Origin of the sequence: Pseudomonas sp. UM16, assembly GCF_050312595.1 — a bacterium.
Lineage (GTDB): Bacteria > Pseudomonadota > Gammaproteobacteria > Pseudomonadales > Pseudomonadaceae > Aquipseudomonas.
Genome location: NZ_JBNPJT010000017.1, coordinates 23625 through 41551, shown reverse-complemented (window position 1 = coordinate 41551; position 17927 = coordinate 23625). Strand labels below are relative to the sequence as shown.

Below are 17927 nucleotides of genomic sequence, written 5' to 3'. Positions count from 1 at the left end.
GCCGGGCATGCCTATGCCCGCAGCTTTGTGCAGCCGTCAGAAACAGGCCGCCGTAAAAATAAGGAGATACTCATGGGACTTGGCCGCCGCCAGTTCTTCAAGCTCTGCACCGCCGGTGTCGCCACCGCCACCTGTGCGACCCTGGGTTTTGCCCCCGGCATGGCCCAGGCCACGCAGTCGCGTCAGTACAAGTTGTTGCGCGCCAAAGAAACCCGCAACAACTGCACCTACTGCTCGGTGGGCTGCGGGATTCTCATGTACAGCCTCGGTGACGGCGCCAAGAACGCCAAAGCGCGGATCTTCCATATCGAGGGCGATCCGGATCATCCAGTCAGCCGCGGCTCGCTGTGCCCCAAAGGCGCTGGCCTGGTGGACTACGTGCACAGCGAACAACGACTGCTGTTCCCCGAATACCGTGCGCCCGGTTCAGACAAATGGCAGCGCATCAGCTGGGACCACGCCATCGAGCGCATTGCCCGGCTGATGAAGGACGACCGCGATGCCAACTTCATCGAAAAGAACGCCAAAGGCACCACGGTTAACCGCTGGCTGAGTACCGGCATGCTCTGCTCCTCAGCAGCCAGCAGCGAAACCGGCTCGCTTGACCAACGCTTCACCCGCGCCCTGGGGATTCTCGGTACCGACAGCCAGGCCCGCGTCTGCCACGCGCCCACGGTTTCGGCCTTGGCGCCGACCTTTGGCCGTGGTGCGATGACCAACAACTGGGTCGACATCAAGAACGCCAACGTCGTGCTGATCATGGGCGGTAACCCCGCCGAGGCACACCCGGTGGGCTTCAAGTGGGTGATCGAAGCGAAGATTCGCAACGGTGCCAAGGTCATCGTCGTCGATCCACGCTTTAACCGTAGTGCTGCGGTGGCCGATATCTACTCGCCGATCCGCGCCGGCTCCGACGTGACCTTCCTGATGGGCGTGGTCAACTACCTGATCAGCCATGACAAGGTTCAGCACGAGTACGTGCGCCACTACACCAACGCCAGCCTGATCGTGCGCGAGGACTACCGCTTCGACGACGGCCTGTTCAGCGGCTACGACCAAAGCAAGCGCAGCTACGACCGCAGCTCCTGGACCTATGAGCTGGACGCCAAAGGCTACGCCAAGCGTGACCTGACTCTGAGCCACCCGCGCTGCGTGTGGAACCTGCTCAAAGCCCACGTCAGCCGCTACACCCCGGAAGTAGTCAACAACATCTGTGGCACGCCCAAGGATGACTTCCTGCAGATTTGCGCGATCCTCGCCAGCACCTGCGTGCCGGACCGCACGGCGACCTTCCTCTACGCCCTGGGCTGGACCCACCACACCAATGGTGCGCAAATGATCCGCGGCTCCGGGATGATCCAGCTGTTGCTGGGCAACATCGGCATGGCCGGTGGCGGCGTCAACGCCCTGCGCGGCCACTCCAACATCCAGGGCTACACCGACCTGGGCCTGCTGTCGCTGCGCCTGCCGGGGTACATGAACCTGCCGTCGGATGAGCAATCCACGCTGGACACCTACCTCAAGCAGACCACACCGACAGCGTTGCTCGAAGATCAGGTCAACTACTACAAACACACGCCGAAATTCTTTATCAGCCTGATGAAAAGCCTGTGGGGCGACAAGGCGACCAAGGATAACGATTGGGGTTTCGACTGGCTGCCCAAATGGGACGACAGCTACGACGTGCTCAACTACAGCAACCGCATGTTTGAGGGCAAGGTCAACGGCTACATCGCCCAGGGCTTCAACCCGGTGGCGGCCTTCCCGGACAAGAACAAAGCCCAGGCGGCGCTGGCCAAACTCAAATTCCTGGTAATCATCGACCCGCTGGCCACCGAAACATCAAGCTTCTGGCAGAACCACGGCGAACAGCACGACGTCGACACTGCGGCGATCCAGACTGAAGTGTTCCGCCTGCCCTCCTCCTGCTTTGCCGAAGAAGACGGCTCGATCGTCAACTCCGGGCGCTGGTTGCAGTGGCACTGGGCCGGTGCTGCGCCGCCCGGCGAGGCCTGGCACGACGGCAAGATCCTCGGCCATCTGTTCATGAAAATCCGTGAACTGTATGAGCAAGAAGGCGGTGCCAACCCGGCACCGATCCTCAACATGAACTGGGATTACGTCGACCCGTATGACCCCAAGCCCGAGGAAGTGGCCAAGGAATCCAACGGCCGCGCCCTGGCTGACCTGCATGACGAGCAAGGCAACCTGATCCTGCACAAGGGCCAGTTGCTCAGCGATTTCTCGCAACTGCGCGATGACGGCACAACCCAGTGCTTCAACTGGATTTTCGCCGGTTCCTGGACCGAACAAGGCAACCAGATGGCCCGTCGCGACAACGCCGACAGTGGCCTGGGCTGCACCCCGGGTTGGGCCTGGGCCTGGCCACAGAACCGACGCATTCTTTACAACCGCGCCTCGGCCGACCCCCAGGGCAACCCGTGGGACCCGAAACGCAAGCTGATCGGCTGGGATGGCCAACGCTGGAGTGGCGTCGACGTGCCCGACTTCGCCGTCACTGCCGCACCAGGCAGCAAGGTCAATCCGTTCATCATGCTGCCGGAAGGCCTGGGTCGGTTGTTCTCTGTTGGCGCGCTGAACGATGGCCCGTTCCCCGAACACTACGAACCGACCGAAAGCCCGCTGGCGAACAATCCGCTGCACCCGAAGGTCACCTATAGCCCCACCGCACGCGTGTATGAAAGCGACCGTAAGCGCATGGGCAAGCGTGAAGACTTCCCTTACGTGGCGACCACTTACTCGATCACCGAGTTGTTCCGTCACTGGACCAAACACGCACGCCTGAACGCCATCATCCAGCCTGAACAGTTCATCGAGATCGGCGAAAAGCTCGCCCATGACAAGGGCATCGTGCAAGGCGACACGGTCAAGGTCAGCACCCAGCGCGGCTACATCAAAGCCAAGGCCGTGGTGACCAAGCGCATCCGCCGCCTGGCCGTCGATGGCCAGGCTGTCGACACCATCGGCATTCCTTGCCACTGGGGTTATGAAGGCGCAACCCGCAAGGGCTTTCTGGCCAACACCCTGACCCCAGGCGTCGGCGACTCCAACACCCAAACGCCGGAGTACAAGGCGTTTCTCGTGAACATTGAAAAGGTCTGAGGGCGAAACCATGTCCATGCAATCCCAAGACATCGTCCGCCGCTCGGCCACCAGCGTGCTGACCCCGGCGCCGCACACGCGCGATCATCAGGCCGAAGTGGCCAAGTTGATCGACGTGAGTATCTGCATTGGCTGCAAAGCGTGCCAGGTCGCCTGTAATGAGTGGAACGACCTGCGTGACGAAGTCGGTCACAACGTTGGCGTCTACGACAACCCGGCGGACCTGTCCGCCGAAACCTGGACGCTGATGCGCTTCGACGAGGTCGAAGATGAAAGTGGCAAACTCGAATGGCTGATCCGCAAGGACGGCTGCATGCACTGCGCCGATCCCGGCTGCCTGAAAGCCTGCCCGCAACCGGGCGCGATCATTCAGTACGCCAATGGCATCGTCGATTTTCAGTCCGAGCACTGCATCGGCTGTGGTTACTGCATCGCCGGTTGCCCATTCGATGTGCCGCGCATCAGTCAGAAAGACAACAAAGCCTACAAATGCACTCTGTGCGTAGACCGCGTGTCGGTCGGCCAGGAACCCGCCTGCGTCAAGACCTGCCCCACTGGCGCAATCAACTTCGGCAGCAAGCAGGACATGCTGCACCAGGCCAGTGAACGGGTCACCGAGCTGCAGGGTCGCGGCTTTGCCGGGGCGGGCATCTACGACCCGCAAGGCGTCGGGGGGACCCATGTGGTGTATGTACTGCAACATGCCGACAAGCCGCAGCTGTACCACAAGCTGCCCACTGACCCGCGCATCAGCAGTGCCATCCAGGGCTGGAAAGGTTGGATGAAACCGGTGGCGGCGGCAGCCTTCTTCGCCACGCTGGCCGGCACCTTGTTCCATTACATCGGCGTGGGCCCCAACGAGGTCGACGAACAGGATGAGAAACGTGAGGAGGATACCCCCGCATGAACACCGACAAACTGATCCTGCGCACCCGCTTCATTGATCGCGCCTGTCACTGGTTCATGGTGATCTGCTTTTTCGCCGTGGCCCTGTCGGGGTTGTCGTGGTTCTTCCCCGCGTTCAATGGCCTTAATGCGGTGTTCGGCACCCCGCAGTTAGCGCGCATTCTGCACCCGTTCTTCGGGGTTGTGGTGTTCGTGCTGCTGATGTTCCTGTTCGCGCGTTTCGTGCGCTACAACCTGCCGGAACGCGAGGACCTGCAGTGGTTCAAGAACGTCAAACAGGTGCTGGCCGGCAAGCATGACCCAGTGTTGAACATTGGCAAATACAACGCCGGGCAGAAGGTGCTGTTCTGGGGCATCATGAGCTTGATCACCTTGTTGCTGCTCAGCGGTGTGGTGATCTGGCGGCCGTATTTCGCCCCACTGTTCTCGATTCCGAGCATTCGTATTGGTTTGCTGGTGCATGCCCTGGCCGGAATCGCCCTGATCCTGCTGATCATCGGCCATGCCTACCTGGCGTTCTGGGTCAAAGGCTCGATTCGCGGCATGCTCACCGGTTACGTCAGCCGTGCCTGGGCCAAGACCCACCATGATCGCTGGTACCGGCAGATCAGCAAGCAAGACAAAACCGGGAGCAAGCCATGAGCAGTATCCAGATGACTCCGGTTCAGACGCCTACAGGTGGGGTCAACGAGATCCCGCCGGTATTGCTGCCCTCACTCAAGGATCGCTACAGCAAACGCGCCGACCGTCTTCGGCAACTGGCCGACGCGCACGCCATGGGCGACTACCTGGGCTTTTGCGCACAGCTGGTTCATGCCCAACAGCAGTTGCTTGAGCGTATGCCGTTGCCCCCGGCGTTGCTCACCGGGCTCGCGGATAGACTGGGCAGCGGCCAGGCGCCGCTGGCCAGCACTGACTACCCGCGTCAGCGCTACTGGCAGGACTTGCTGCAAGGCCTGATCGAGTTGCTGTACGCCGACGCCAACCCCAACGTGCGCACCACGCTGGACGGCCTGCGCAGCCACACGGCAGAGCAGCTGGAAAGCCTGGCCGACGTCTTGTTGGCCGGTCACTATGAGCAGGTCGGCAGTGGCCAGGCGCTGTTCCTGTGGGCGGCGCTGTCGCTGTACTTCACCCAACTGGCCAGCGCCTTGCCGGCATCGGCCAGCGCCTCCCTGGGTGAACAGCGCCAGCACTGCCCGGTGTGCGCCAGCGCACCGGTGGCCAGCGTGGTCATGACCGGTGCTCAATCCGGGCTGCGCTACCTGCAGTGCAGCCTGTGCGAATGCCGCTGGCACATGGTCCGGGTCAAGTGCAGCAACTGCGAAGCCACCGGCGCACTGGACTACTGGTCGCTGGACCGGCAGGATGCCGCGCTCAAAGCCGAAAGCTGCAACGATTGTCACAGCTACCTGAAAGTCTTTTACCCGGAAAAGGACCGTGACCAGGAACTGCTGGCCGATGACCTTGCCACTCTGGCCCTGGATGCTGAAGTGGAGCGTGAAGGTTTTGGCCGCAGTGGCATTAGTCCGTTTCTATTTCCTGGTTGAGCCTGGGGCTGCTTCGCAGCCCATCGCTGGCCCCTGATAACCACCGATCAACCGAGAGAAACCCATGGCCCTGAAAAAATCCTCAGCCGAACTCAAGCGTGACCTTAAAAGCGTCGCCTCCAACCTTGAGCGTACCGCCGGAGAGATCAGCAAGCTGGCCGAGCGTATCGACGGCGTCGATGTAGTCGCCGTACTGCACCTGATGAACCGCCTGTACAAAGACTCGGACAAGCTCCATGCCTATGCCGACGAGATCAAGAGCGGACGCATCGTACGGGCTAAAGCCGAGTAATCAGCTACCCACTCCAACTCATCGCCCCTCACCATCCAGCCACGCCCAAGCCGACGACCGGCGAGCAAATCCCCGTAGCAGACTTACACTTGGGGAATGCCATCGCTTACTGCATAGCACGTGGTGTTGGTGTTGTACGGCCTGCTGGCCAACCTGTTCCGCCGCGCGGTGATTGAATCGCCGCGGGTGCAGGACTGGCTGCGCCGCAGTTTTGCGGCATCCTTTGCCGGCCTGGGCCTGAACCTGGCGTTCGCCCAGCGCTGAGGAGCGCATGCGATGAAGCGCTGTGAGGTACTGATTGTTGGCGCCGGCCCCACCGGGCTGGTGCTGGCCTTGTGGCTGAGCAAGCAAGGCGTAAGCGTGCGCATCATCGATAAAACCGCGGGCCCCGGCACCACCTCCCGAGCCCTGGCGGTACAGGCGCGAACGTTGGAACTGTATCGTCAGCTGGACCTGACCGGAGCTATCCTTGAACGGGGCCACCGGGTGTCGGCGGCCAATCTCTGGATCAAGGGCGAAGCCGCTGCGCGCTTGCCCTTCAACACCATCGGCAGCGCGTTTACCCCCTATCCTTTCCTGCACATTTTCCCTCAGGATGAGCACGAGCAGTTGCTCATCGAGCGCCTGCAGACGTTCGCGGTTGAAGTGGAACGCGAGACCGAGCTGCTCGGCTTCAACCAGGATGTCCAAGGCATCAGTGCCCAGTTGCGTCACGCCGATGGCCTGGAAGAACACTGTGAGGCCAGCTATCTGGCTGGATGCGATGGCGCCAGCTCTACGGTGCGTAAGGCGCTAGGGATCGGCTTTGTGGGCGGCACCTACCAGCAAGTGTTCTATGTCGCTGATGTCCAGGCCACCGGCCCTGCGCTGAACGGCGAGCTACATGTCGACCTGGACGAAGCGGACTTTCTTGCCGTCTTTCCCTTGGCCGACAGCGGCCGTGTACGGCTGATTGGCACCGTGCGCGATGAACGTGCAGAACAGCCGCAACAGTTGCGTTTCGAAGACGTCAGCCAACGGGCCATCGACCACCTCAAGGTACAGGTCCAGCAGGTCAACTGGTTTTCCACCTATCGTGTGCATCACCGGGTGGCTCAGCATTTTTGCCGCCAGCGCGTGTTCCTGCTCGGTGACGCGGCCCACATCCACAGCCCGGCGGGTGGCCAGGGCATGAACACCGGTATTGGTGACGCCATCAACCTGGCCTGGAAACTGGCCAGCGTCCTGCGCGGTGAAGCCCAGGCCAGCCTGTTGGCCAGCTATGAAATCGAACGCAGCGCCTTTGCCCAGCGGTTGGTGTCCAGCACAGATCAGGTGTTCAACTTTGTCACCGCCGATGGCCGCCTCGCCGCCCTGCTGCGCACCCGCCTGGCACCACGACTGTTGCCAAGATTGCTGGGGTTCAAGTCGGCGCGCGAGTTTCTCTTTCGCACCGTCTCGCAAATTACCCTCAACTACCGCTACATGCCCTTGAGTAGTGGCAACGCTGGTCACATTCAGGGGGGGGACCGCTTGCCGTGGGTCGCTGAAGGTGGCCGCGACAACTACAGCGGCCTGAACCGCCTATGCTGGCAGGTGCAGGTCTACGGCGCGGTCAGCGCCAGCCTGGTGCAATGGTGCAGTGGCCGGGGCATACCGGTGGATGTGTTCATCTGGAGCGATGCCCATGCAGCGGCAGGCCTGATGCGCGATGCGGTGTACCTCATTCGGCCGGACACCTACATCGCCATGGCCTGGAGCAATGCCGGCGCCGAGGTCCTGGAAAACTACTTTAACGAGCGCGGCCTGCGCTATTGAACCTGCAGATGCTGGACGAACCAGTCTCGGGCAACGCTGATGGCCTGCTGCGCATGCCGTGTGTAGGGATCGAAATGCCCGTCCGGCAACAGGCACAAGCGCTTGGGCTCACCCGCCCGGGTGTAGGCGGCCAGCGCCAGATCAGCAGGCGTTACTGCATCGCGCTCTGCGACCAGCATCAGCAGTGGTGTCGGGCTCAAACGCTCGATCAACATGCCCGGTTCATACTCGCTGGCACGCTCACTGGAACGCAGGGTTACGCGGTTTTCCCAGCCTTGTGCCAGGGTTCGCGCCGCACCATAAAACGCCTGGGCATCGTCACCAGAATAAATGCCGGCTTCACCCGCCTCGGCAATCACCCGCCGATAGATCGCAGGCTCACCACGATAGCGTGCGGCACGGTCGCACTGGAAAGCGTCTCTCACGGCATGTATCTGCTCGCCAGCGCGGCGCAGGAAGCTTTGATAGCCGCTAATCGTCGGCACTTGCGCTACCACACAACGCACTCGCTTATCCAAGGCACCGAGGCAGATGGCATGCCCGCCACTGTAACTCGAGCCCCACACACCAATGCGCTGCGGATCAATTTCGGCCTGGGCACTCGCCCAAGTGATGACTTCGCGCATATCCTCGATCTGCTGCTGCGGGTCAATGTCGCCACGCAAGTCGCCGCCACTGGTGCCGAAGTTGCGCTGATCGTAGACCACCACCGCCAGCCCCGCGGCCGCGAAGGACTCGGCGAAACGGTCCAGATACTGCTCCTTGACCGCAGCAAAGCCCGGGCTCATCACCACCAGTGCGCTGGGCTGCTGGGTATCAGGTCGGTAAAACCAGCCCGCCAATCGGATGCCATTGACCGCAATCGCAAGGTCTTGGCGGGTATAACGGTAATCCATGCTGCACTCCACACACACGTTGAAAGTGAAGTACAGGATAGCCACGGGCGCTCCAGGCTTCTGCCTGCAACACGCCAGCTCAGGGTTCGAATCGGCCAATCAGCGGTAGTCACGTGGCGAACACCCGAGCAATCGGCGAAATGCTTTGGAGAATGCCCCCGCCGAGTCGTACCCCAAATCAGTGGCGATCCGCACGATGGGCTCGCCTTGGCTCAACCGGGCAATCGCCGTGTACACCCGTACCTGTTGACGCCAGAGCAGGAAGTGACTCCCCAACTCGGTGTGAAACAGGCGCGATAATGTCCGGGCTGAAGCGCCCACCTGCAGGCCCCACTCGGCCAGGCTGCGTTTGTCGCCTGGTGTGCTAAGCAAGCCACTGCAGAGTTTTTGCAAGCGCGGGTCGCGGGGTATCTGCAGGCGCAACTCAAGTCGCTGAGCCCAGCGCACCTCATCCAGCAACAGGGTAATCAAATGCGCCTGGTGACTGTCGGCGGGCGTGTCGTGATTGATCGGCGAGGCACGCAAGATCAACTCGCGCAGTAGCGGGGTCACGAGCAAACTCTGTGGCTCCAGTGCCAGTACAGGGTTGTCGAGCTGCGCATGCACGAACAGGGTACGCAAGCTGACCTGGCTGCGTGCGCGAAGACTGTGCGCCCGTCCGGCCGGCATCCACAGTGCTTGTTGCGGCGAGATTACCCAGAAGCCCTGGTCGCAATGCAGCTCCATGATGCCCTGGCTGGCGTAGATCAATTGCCCGGCTTCGTGCCAGTGTTCAGGCAACACTTGCCCCTCAGCGTACTCCCGGGATACCGGTTTGACCTGCTCATCGGCATGGGCAAAAACAGCCAGATGACGCGTACTGGAATCCTTCACAATCCTCGGCCCGGCGCTTCAAGAACAATCATTATGGGCGCTGGACGCGCACATCGGCGCGGGCAAAACGATAGCTGGCCACGGCGCACAGCACCAACCCCATCACCGCCAGCGATCCCCCTACCAGCCCGATATTGGCCAGCCCCATATGCACGCTGACCAGACTACCGATCAACGCCCCTGCCCCGATCCCAATGTTGTAGATCCCGGAAAACATCGCCATGGCCACGTCGGTAGCATCGGAGGCAAGGGTCAGCACTTTCGACTGCAGTGCCAGGCTAAAGCACATGATCGACACGCCCCAGAACGCGCACAAGGTTCCGAGCAGACCGAACTGACCCGACAGCGGCAACAGCAGCAGCAGACAGGTTGCCAGCATGGCGATGGCTGCGAGCAGAAAGCCGTTAGGGAAGCGCTCACTGTAACGACTGAACAGCACTGACCCAAACACCCCGGCGCCGCCGAACAGCAGCAACAGCACGGTGGTCAGCTCTCCACTGATCTGCGCGACGTTCAGGGCAAACGGCTCGATGTAACTGTACGCAGTGAACTGTGCGGCAATCACCAACGCCACCAGCACATACACCGTGACCAGTGCTGGACGCTTGAATAACACCGGTACGCTGCGCAGCGAGCCGGAGTTCTGACTCGGCAACAACGGCAGCGACTTGACCAGACAGATCAAGGTCGCCAGCGCTACCCCGGCGATCACCAGAAAGGTGGTGCGCCAGCCCAATGCCTCACCTACCACCCGCCCCAACGGAATACCCATGACCATTGCCAGTGTTGTGCCGGTTGCCAACAACCCCAGGGCCTTGGCCTGCTGTCCCGGCGGTGCAACCCGTACTGCCAGCGAGGCGGTAATTGCCCAGAACACAGCGTGGGCCAAGGCAATGCCAATACGGCTGAGCAACAGCATGCCGAAACTCTGCGCCACGCCTGACACCAGGTGGCTGACGATGAACAACAGAAAAATGATGATCAGCAACTTGCGCCGCTCGATGTTGCGCGTCAGCAGCATCATTGGTAACGACGTCAGCGCCACGACCCAGGCATAGATCGTCAGCATCAAGCCGACCTGGGCGGTGGACATCTGAAAACTGCTGCCTATATCACTGAGCAGGGCCACCGGCACAAACTCGGTGGTGTTAAAGATAAAAGCCGCCAGGGCCAGGGCGATCACACTGAGCCAGCTGCCGGCTCGCGCATCCACGGGGTTGTTCATCGCTGGGGGTGTTACTCCAGATCGGTTGCAGGCGCCGGACGCAAAATCGCGCCCAGCCTGAATCACCCACGCCCATCGGGCCTGAGTGCAAGCGTGTGCGCTGAGGAATTGGTTATAAGTATGCGGAGTATCGCTTGCCGGCAAGGATAGTACGTCGGCCCGCACCTGTCACAGCAGTTTTGCCCGGCGCTGCTACACTGAATTCGCTGAACGGAGGATTCAATCATGTCCGACAAAGAAATCACCACACTGCTGAAACTGATCGACCATCGGCAAACCACGCTGGCCAGTGCCTGCAAGGAAATTGCCGACTGGATCGACCGTCAGGGTGATGTGCCGGTCGCCGGCAAGATCCGCGCCAGCCTCAAGGCCGTCGAAGCGGACGAGGCACTGGTCAAGAAAACCCTGACCTCGCTCAACGTCGAACGCCCACTGCCCCGTTTCCGTTAAGCCCAGCGCGTACGTAACTGGCGCTGGCTCTAGCGGATAGACGAGGGCTCGCGAAAACGCCATCTGTGACATACGCTCAATCAGGCTTCATGGCTGTGCTGCCGCGTGTTTCCATAATCACGAGGACTCGTCATGCGTAACTTACTGCTCGTTGCACTGGTCGTCGCCAGCCCACTGGCACTGGCAAAAACCGAATGTTCCACCGCCGACAAGGTTCAGTGGCAAGATCCGGACAACTTCCAGCAAGACCTGAAAAACCAAGGCTACGAGATCAAGAAATTCAAGATCACCGACGGCAATTGCTATGAGATCTATGGCAAGAACAAAGACGGAAAAAAGTCGAGATCTACTTCGATCCGGTGACCGGCAAGAAGGTCAAGGAAGAAATTGACTGAAGTGAGCGACGACCGTTTGCGCCTGTGGGATCCGTTGCTGCGCTTTTGTCACTGGTCGCTGGTGCTGGCCTTTTTCAGTTGCTACTTCTTTACCGAAGAAGGCGATGGCTGGCATCGCTGGCTGGGTTACTACGCCGTGGCAATCGTTGTACTGCGCAGCGTTTGGGGGTTTATCGGTACGCCGGCAGCCCGCTGGAGCGACTTTTGGCCGACACCAGCGCGGCTCAAGTGGCACCTGCGCGCACTGTTCAGTGGCGAGCGCTACCAATCTGCGGCCGTGTTCGAAAGCCTGCGCCTGAAGAAAAACCTGCCGCTGTCGATGATTACTGGCAAGCGGCGCAAGCGTTAGCCTCCGACCTGGTTGCCGCGACCTGCCCTCCTATCATTCCCAATGATAATAACCTTCGCCCCATTCGATTCGTCGTTAATAGTTACAACTCGCAGAATCCGCCCATTCTTAATAAATTGGCGGACATCCCATGGAACAGTCACTCAAACCTTTGCGTTACCCCCTGGCTCTACTTGCAGTACTGGTGATGAGTGCCTGCGGTCGTACCCCGGAAGCCGTTCAGGCACCGGCGGCGACCAAGGTCAGCGTGGCCAAGGTACTGGAGCAACCGATCAATGAATGGGACGAATTCACCGGTCGCCTGGAAGCACCCGAGACGGTAGAAGTGCGGCCACGGGTTTCCGGGCAGATCGATCTGGTCGCATTTACCGAAGGTGCTCAGGTCAAAAAAGGTGACCTGCTGTTCCAGATCGACCCGCGCCCGTTCCAGGCGGAGGTCCGTCGCCTCGAAGCACAACTGCAACAAGCCCGCGCCACTGCCGTACGCAGCGAAAACGAATCCCGTCGCGGCGAGCGCTTGCGCAGCAGCAATGCCATCTCGGCAGAACTGGCCGAATCACGTACCAGCGCTGCCGCCGAGGCCCGCGCCGGGGTCGCCGCCATCCAGGCGCAGTTGGACCTGGCGCGCCTGAACCTGAGCTTTACCCGGGTTACCGCGCCGATCAGCGGTCAGGTCAGCCGCGCCCAATTCACTGCAGGCAATATCGTCAGCGCCGATGTCACCCCACTCACCAGTGTGGTCTCTACCGACAAGGTTTATGCCTATTTCGACGCCGATGAACGCGTGTACCTCAAATACACCCAACTGGCCCGCAACGGCCAGCGCGGCCAGACCACCCCGGTCTACCTGGGCCTGTCCAATGAACAAGGCAACCCGCACCTGGGGCAGATGAACTTCGTTGACAACCAGGTCAATCCCAAGACCGGCACCATCCGAGGCCGGGCAGTGTTCGACAACACTGATGGGCAATTCACCCCAGGCTTGTATGCACGCCTGAAACTGGTTGGCAGCGCGACCTACTCCGCGGTACTGATCAACGACGAAGCGGTCGGCACTGACCTTGGCAAGAAGTTCGTGCTGGTCATGGACCAGGACAACAAGGCCGCCTACCGCGCCGTGGAACTGGGGCCAAAGCTTGAAGGCCTGCGCATCGTACGCAGCGGCCTGAACAAGGATGACCGCATTGTGGTCAAGGGCCTGCAGCGGGTGCGTCCCGGCTCGCCAGTCGATCCTCAGGACACGCCGATGGCCAGTGAAGCGACCATCGCTGCCCTCGCCCAGCAACGCCAGGCCCTGGAAGCCAGCACCCAGGGCAAGTCTGTGCGCCCTGCCAACGTCAAACTCGCCAGTGCTTCGGCACCGCGCGGTTAAGGAATCGGTCCGATGAATTTTTCCAAGTTCTTTATCACCCGGCCGATTTTCGCCGCCGTGCTGTCGCTGCTGATCCTGATTGCCGGCAGCATCTCGCTGTTCCAACTGCCGATCAGCGAATACCCTGAAGTGGTCCCGCCGACCGTGGTGGTGCGCGCCAACTTCCCTGGAGCCAACCCGAAAGTGATCGGCGAAACCGTCGCCGCGCCGCTGGAACAGGCCATCACCGGGGTAGAGAACATGCTGTACATGTCCTCGCAGTCCACCGCCGACGGCAAGCTGACCTTGACCATCACCTTCGCCCTCGGCACTGACCTGGACAACGCCCAGGTGCAGGTGCAAAACCGGGTGACCCGCACGCAACCCAAACTGCCCGAGGAAGTGACCCGAATCGGCATCACCGTCGACAAGGCTTCACCCGACCTGACCATGGTTGTGCACCTGACCTCGCCGGACAACCGCTACGACATGCTCTACCTGTCCAACTACGCCATCCTCAACATCAAGGATGAGCTGGCGCGCCTGGGCGGTGTCGGTGATGTGCAGCTGTTCGGCATGGGCGACTACTCGCTACGCGTCTGGTTGGACCCGAACAAGACCGCCTCGCGCAACCTCACTGCCAGTGACGTGGTCGCCGCCATTCGTGAGCAGAACCGTCAAGTCGCTGCGGGCCAGTTGGGCGCCCCACCCGCGCCGGGCAGCACCAGTTTCCAGCTGTCGGTCAACACCCAGGGCCGCCTGGTCAATGAAGAAGAGTTCGAGAACATCATCATTCGCTCCGGCGCCGAGGGAGAAATCACTCGCCTCAAGGACATTGCCCGGGTCGAGCTGGGTTCGAGCCAGTACGCCTTGCGCTCGCTGCTCAACAACCAGCCGGCGGTGGCCATCCCGATCTTCCAGCGCCCTGGCTCCAACGCCATCGAGATCTCCGATGAAGTGCGCTCGAAAATGGCCGAGCTGAAGAAAGACTTCCCCGAAGGCATGGACTACAGCATCGTCTACGACCCCACGGTGTTCGTCCGTGGCTCGATTGAAGCGGTGGTTCACACCCTGTTCGAAGCCCTGGTGCTGGTAGTGCTGGTGGTGATTCTGTTCCTGCAGACCTGGCGCGCCTCGATCATTCCATTGGTGGCGGTACCGGTATCGTTGATCGGTACCTTTGCAGTGATGCATCTGTTTGGCTTCTCGCTCAACGCCTTGTCGCTGTTCGGCCTGGTGCTAGCCATTGGTATCGTCGTGGACGATGCGATCGTCGTGGTCGAGAACGTCGAACGCAACATAGGTCTAGGCCTGAAGCCCCTGGAGGCCACGCAAAAAGCCATGGGTGAAGTGACCGGACCGATCATTGCCACCGCCCTGGTGCTGTGCGCGGTGTTTGTACCCGCCGCGTTCATCTCCGGGCTCACCGGGCAGTTCTATAAACAGTTCGCCCTGACCATTGCCATCTCCACGGTGATCTCGGCGTTCAACTCACTGACCTTGTCGCCCGCGCTGGCAGCGGTGCTGCTCAAAGAGCATCACGCCCCCAAAGACCGTTTCTCCCGTGTCCTTGAGCGCCTGCTCGGTGGCTGGCTGTTCAGCCCCTTCAATCGCTTCTTCGACCGTGCCAGTCACAGTTATGTCGGTGCTGTCGGCCGGGTCATCCGTAGCAGCGGTATTGCCCTGTTCGTCTACGGCGGCCTGATTGTCATGACCTGGCTGGGCTTCTCGTCGACGCCGACCGGTTTCGTTCCGGCGCAAGACAAACAATACCTGGTGGCCTTCGCCCAACTGCCCGACGCGGCCAGCCTTGACCGCACCGAAGCGGTGATCAAAAAGATGAGTGAGATCGCCCTCAAGCAACCGGGTGTGGCGGATTCGGTGGCGTTCCCGGGCCTGTCGATCAACGGCTTCACCAACAGCCCGAACAGCGGCATCGTCTTCACCCCGCTCAAGCCTTTCGATGAGCGCAAAGACCCCAGCCAGTCAGCCGCCGCCATTGCCGCCGCGCTGAACGCGCAGTTCGCCGATATCGAAGATGCCTACATTGCGATCTTCCCGCCACCGCCGGTACAGGGGCTGGGCACCATCGGTGGCTTCCGCCTGCAGATCGAAGACCGTGGCAACCTGGGTTACGAAGCGTTGTACAAAGAAACCCAGAACATCATTACCAAGAGTCAAAACGTGCCAGAACTGGCCGGCTTGTTCACCAGCTACCAGGTCAACGTGCCGCAGGTCGATGCCGCTATCGACCGGGAAAAGGCCAAGACCCACGGCGTGGCCATCAGCGATATTTTCGACACCCTGCAGATTTACCTGGGCTCGCTGTATGCCAACGACTTCAACCGTTTCGGCCGTACCTATCAGGTCAACGTCCAGGCAGAACAGCAGTTCCGTCTCGAAGCCGAGCAGATCGGTCAGCTGAAAGTGCGCAACAACCAGGGCGAGATGATCCCGCTGGCGACCTTCATCAAGGTCAGCGATACCTCGGGGCCTGACCGGGTGATGCACTACAACGGCTTCATCACTGCCGAAATCAACGGAGCTGCAGCCCCTGGCTACAGCTCCGGTCAGGCGGAAAAGGCGATCGAGAAACTGCTCAAGGAAGAACTGCCTAATGGCATGACCTTCGAGTGGACCGAGTTGACCTACCAGCAGATTCTGTCCGGCAACACCGCGCTGTTCGTCTTCCCGCTCTGCGTACTGTTGGCCTTCCTGGTGCTGGCCGCCCAGTACGAAAGCTGGAGCCTGCCGCTGGCGGTGATCCTGATCGTACCGATGACCCTGCTGTCGGCGATCACCGGGGTGATTCTGTCGGGTGGTGACAACAACATCTTCACCCAGATCGGTTTGATCGTGTTGGTAGGGCTGGCGTGCAAGAACGCGATCCTGATTGTCGAGTTCGCCAAGGACAAACAGGCCGAAGGCCTTGACCCGCTGGCGGCGGTCCTGGAAGCCTGCCGTCTGCGTCTGCGGCCGATCCTGATGACCTCGATTGCCTTCATCATGGGTGTGGTACCGCTGGTGTTCTCTTCCGGTGCCGGCGCCGAAATGCGCCATGCCATGGGTGTTGCGGTGTTCTCCGGCATGATCGGGGTGACCTTCTTCGGCTTGCTGCTGACGCCAGTGTTCTTTGTTCTGATCCGCCGTTATGTCGAGCGTAGCCAGGCCCGTAAGGCGGCCCGGGTACTGAAGCTGGAGAGCCATGCATGAACAGTTTGAAACTTATGCTACCCAGCCTGCTGGTTCTGGCCTTGGCGGCTTGCGCCGTCGGGCCGGACTACACAGCCCCGGACACGGCGGCGGCACAACTGAGTGCCGCCAACGAACCGAGTGCCAAGACAGCGTTTGACCGTAGTCGCTTCGAGAGCATCTGGTGGAAACAGTTTGACGACCCAGTGCTCAACCAGTTGGTCAGCCAGTCGCTGCAAGGCAACCGTGAGCTACGTGTGGCCTTCGCCCGATTGAAGGCAGCCCGGGCGATCCGCGACGATGTCAGCAACGATGCCCTGCCGACCGTGACCAGCCGTGCCAGCAGCGAGTTGGGCAAGGGCCAGATTCCCGGACAGACCGACGACCGGGTCAACATCGAGCGCTATGACCTGGGATTAGACATGGCCTGGGAGCTGGACCTGTTCGGCCGCATCCAGCGCCAACTGGAAGCCAGTGAAGCCCAGCAGGACGCGGCCCAGGCCGACCTGCAACAGCTGCAGGTCAGCTTGATTGCTGAGCTGGTCGATGCCTATGGCCAACTGCGCGGTGCACAGCTGCGCGAGAAAATCGCCCTGGCCAACCTCAAGACCCAACAGGATTCGCGTGGCATCACAGAAACCCTACGCGACGCCGGGGTCGGCAACGACCTTGATGTGGTGCGGGCGGATGCGCGCTTGGCACAAGTGGAAGCGACGGTGCCGCAGCTGCAGGCTGAACAGGTACGAGCACGCAATCGCATCGCCACCTTGCTGGGTAAGCGCCCGGATGCCTTGGGCGTTGATCTGTCACCGGCCCAACTGCCTGCCATTGCCAAGGCGCTGCCGGTGGGTGATCCGGGTGAACTGCTCAAACGGCGCCCGGATATCCGCAGCGCCGAACGCCAGCTGGCGGCGGCGACGGCCAACATTGGCGTGGCCACTGCAGACCTGTTCCCACGGGTCAGCCTCAGTGGTTTCCTCGGTTTTACCGCTGCGCGTGGCTCGCAATTAGGTTCGTCTGCGGCCCAGGCCTGGGCCTTGGGCCCGAGCATTACCTGGGCCGCTTTTGACCTGGGCAGCGTGCGGGCGCGCCTGCGCGGCGCCAATGCCGATGCTGAAGGGGCGCTGGCCAATTACGAGCAACAGGTATTGCTGGCCTTGGAAGAATCGGAAAACGCTTTCAGCGACTACAGCAAGCGTCAGCAACGTTCGCTCGCCCTGCTGCGCCAGAGCGAAGCCAGCCGCAAGGCGGCCGAGCTCGCCTCTGTGCGCTATCGAGAAGGTACGGTGGACTACCTGGTGCTGCTCGACGCCGAACGCGAACGCCTGAGCGCCGAAGACGCCCAGGCTCAGGGTGAGGTTGATCTGTACCGGGGCATCGTCGCCATTTACAAAGCCTTGGGTGGCGGCTGGCAAGCCGAGAGTGTCGCCAGGGTCAACTGATTAAACAGCTCCTTTGGTTGGTTTCTGACCGGCCTTTTGCCCCGCCTGCTCGCGCTTGCGGGGCTTTTTTGTGGCGCTTCACGGAT

Annotated in this window: 14 protein-coding genes and 2 pseudogenes; 13 read left to right on the top strand and 3 right to left on the bottom strand. The window is 61.1% G+C overall.

The genetic code is table 11. The annotated features are described in order from the left end of the window. The first annotated feature begins 72 nt into the window (after window positions 1-72). From fdnG to ACQRAX_RS19790, 7 genes and pseudogenes are all read left to right on the top strand, one after another. On the top strand, window positions 73-3123 hold the full coding sequence (gene fdnG / locus ACQRAX_RS19820) for a formate dehydrogenase-N subunit alpha (protein WP_412041036.1): 3051 nt from the start codon (window positions 73-75) through the stop codon (window positions 3121-3123). A 16-nt stretch (window positions 3124-3139) separates the two neighbouring features. Next, window positions 3140-4030, top strand: coding sequence for a formate dehydrogenase subunit beta (gene fdxH / locus ACQRAX_RS19815; RefSeq protein WP_412041062.1), 891 nt, complete (start codon window positions 3140-3142; stop codon window positions 4028-4030). Beyond that, complete coding sequence (locus ACQRAX_RS19810; protein ID WP_412041037.1) at window positions 4027-4671, top strand: formate dehydrogenase subunit gamma; 645 nt, start codon at window positions 4027-4029, stop codon at window positions 4669-4671. Before fdxH ends, ACQRAX_RS19810 begins: the two co-directional genes overlap by 4 nt. Beyond that, complete coding sequence (gene fdhE, locus ACQRAX_RS19805) at window positions 4668-5579, top strand: formate dehydrogenase accessory protein FdhE (protein WP_412041038.1); 912 nt, start codon at window positions 4668-4670, stop codon at window positions 5577-5579. Before ACQRAX_RS19810 ends, fdhE begins: the two co-directional genes overlap by 4 nt. Window positions 5580-5643: 64 nt before the next feature. After that, a complete protein-coding gene (locus ACQRAX_RS19800) occupies window positions 5644-5871 on the top strand; it encodes a hypothetical protein (RefSeq protein ID WP_045183173.1) in 228 nt (75 codons plus the stop codon). A 123-nt stretch (window positions 5872-5994) separates the two neighbouring features. Further along, window positions 5995-6135: pseudogene (locus tag ACQRAX_RS19795) on the top strand (LysE family translocator); the annotation flags it as partial. 12 nt (window positions 6136-6147) lie between these two features. Further along, a complete protein-coding gene (locus tag ACQRAX_RS19790) occupies window positions 6148-7668 on the top strand; it encodes an FAD-dependent oxidoreductase (RefSeq protein WP_412041039.1) in 1521 nt (506 codons plus the stop codon). Here ACQRAX_RS19790 and ACQRAX_RS19785 read toward each other — a convergent pair. The 3 genes from ACQRAX_RS19785 to ACQRAX_RS19775 all read right to left on the bottom strand — a co-directional run bounded on the left by ACQRAX_RS19785 (window position 7662) and on the right by ACQRAX_RS19775 (window position 10662). After that, window positions 7662-8564: an alpha/beta hydrolase gene (locus tag ACQRAX_RS19785; protein ID WP_412041040.1), complete on the bottom strand. Its 903-nt coding sequence runs from the start codon at window positions 8562-8564 to the stop codon at window positions 7662-7664. The two genes, ACQRAX_RS19790 and ACQRAX_RS19785, sit on opposite strands and share 7 nt — an antisense overlap. 99 nt (window positions 8565-8663) lie before the next feature. Then, a complete protein-coding gene (locus ACQRAX_RS19780) occupies window positions 8664-9437 on the bottom strand; it encodes an AraC family transcriptional regulator (RefSeq protein ID WP_412041041.1) in 774 nt (257 codons plus the stop codon). A gap of 31 nt (window positions 9438-9468) precedes the next feature. After that, window positions 9469-10662, bottom strand: coding sequence for a sugar transporter (locus tag ACQRAX_RS19775; protein ID WP_412041042.1), 1194 nt, complete (start codon window positions 10660-10662; stop codon window positions 9469-9471). A gap of 225 nt (window positions 10663-10887) precedes the next feature. On the opposite strand from ACQRAX_RS19775, the gene ACQRAX_RS19770 reads away from it, so the two are divergent. From ACQRAX_RS19770 to ACQRAX_RS19745, 6 genes and pseudogenes are all read left to right on the top strand, one after another. Beyond that, window positions 10888-11112, top strand: coding sequence for a hypothetical protein (locus ACQRAX_RS19770; protein WP_045183183.1), 225 nt, complete (start codon window positions 10888-10890; stop codon window positions 11110-11112). 132 nt (window positions 11113-11244) lie between these two features. Then, window positions 11245-11507, top strand: a pseudogene (locus ACQRAX_RS19765) (PepSY domain-containing protein). Window position 11508: 1 nt separating this feature from the next. Continuing rightward, window positions 11509-11856, top strand: a complete 348-nt coding sequence (locus ACQRAX_RS19760; protein ID WP_412041063.1) for a cytochrome b/b6 domain-containing protein — start codon at window positions 11509-11511, stop codon at window positions 11854-11856. Window positions 11857-11986: 130 nt separating this feature from the next. Further along, entirely contained in the window at window positions 11987-13228 is a 1242-nt protein-coding gene (gene mexE / locus ACQRAX_RS19755) for a multidrug efflux RND transporter periplasmic adaptor subunit MexE (protein ID WP_412041043.1), read from the top strand. A 12-nt stretch (window positions 13229-13240) separates the two neighbouring features. Continuing rightward, complete coding sequence (locus ACQRAX_RS19750) at window positions 13241-16420, top strand: efflux RND transporter permease subunit (protein ID WP_412041044.1); 3180 nt, start codon at window positions 13241-13243, stop codon at window positions 16418-16420. Then, window positions 16417-17841, top strand: a complete 1425-nt coding sequence (locus ACQRAX_RS19745; protein ID WP_412041045.1) for an efflux transporter outer membrane subunit — start codon at window positions 16417-16419, stop codon at window positions 17839-17841. The genes ACQRAX_RS19750 and ACQRAX_RS19745 overlap by 4 nt, the downstream gene beginning before the upstream one ends. Window positions 17842-17927: the final 86 nt, after the last annotated feature.

Bases quoted from the DNA above. Each gene is read 5' to 3' on its own strand.
- fdxH (WP_412041062.1), top strand. From the start codon at position 3,140: ATGCAATCCCAAGACATCGTCCGCCGCTCGGCCACCAGCGTGCTGACC.
- ACQRAX_RS19745 (WP_412041045.1), top strand. From the start codon at position 16,417: ATGAACAGTTTGAAACTTATGCTACCCAGCCTGCTGGTTCTGGCCTTG.
- fdnG (WP_412041036.1), top strand. From the start codon at position 73: ATGGGACTTGGCCGCCGCCAGTTCTTCAAGCTCTGCACCGCCGGTGTC.
- mexE (WP_412041043.1), top strand. From the start codon at position 11,987: ATGGAACAGTCACTCAAACCTTTGCGTTACCCCCTGGCTCTACTTGCA.
- ACQRAX_RS19750 (WP_412041044.1), top strand. From the start codon at position 13,241: ATGAATTTTTCCAAGTTCTTTATCACCCGGCCGATTTTCGCCGCCGTG.
- fdhE (WP_412041038.1), top strand. From the start codon at position 4,668: ATGAGCAGTATCCAGATGACTCCGGTTCAGACGCCTACAGGTGGGGTC.
- ACQRAX_RS19810 (WP_412041037.1), top strand. From the start codon at position 4,027: ATGAACACCGACAAACTGATCCTGCGCACCCGCTTCATTGATCGCGCC.
- ACQRAX_RS19800 (WP_045183173.1), top strand. From the start codon at position 5,644: ATGGCCCTGAAAAAATCCTCAGCCGAACTCAAGCGTGACCTTAAAAGC.
- ACQRAX_RS19770 (WP_045183183.1), top strand. From the start codon at position 10,888: ATGTCCGACAAAGAAATCACCACACTGCTGAAACTGATCGACCATCGG.
- ACQRAX_RS19785 (WP_412041040.1), bottom strand. From the start codon at position 8,564: ATGGATTACCGTTATACCCGCCAAGACCTTGCGATTGCGGTCAATGGC.
- ACQRAX_RS19790 (WP_412041039.1), top strand. From the start codon at position 6,148: ATGAAGCGCTGTGAGGTACTGATTGTTGGCGCCGGCCCCACCGGGCTG.
- ACQRAX_RS19775 (WP_412041042.1), bottom strand. From the start codon at position 10,662: ATGAACAACCCCGTGGATGCGCGAGCCGGCAGCTGGCTCAGTGTGATC.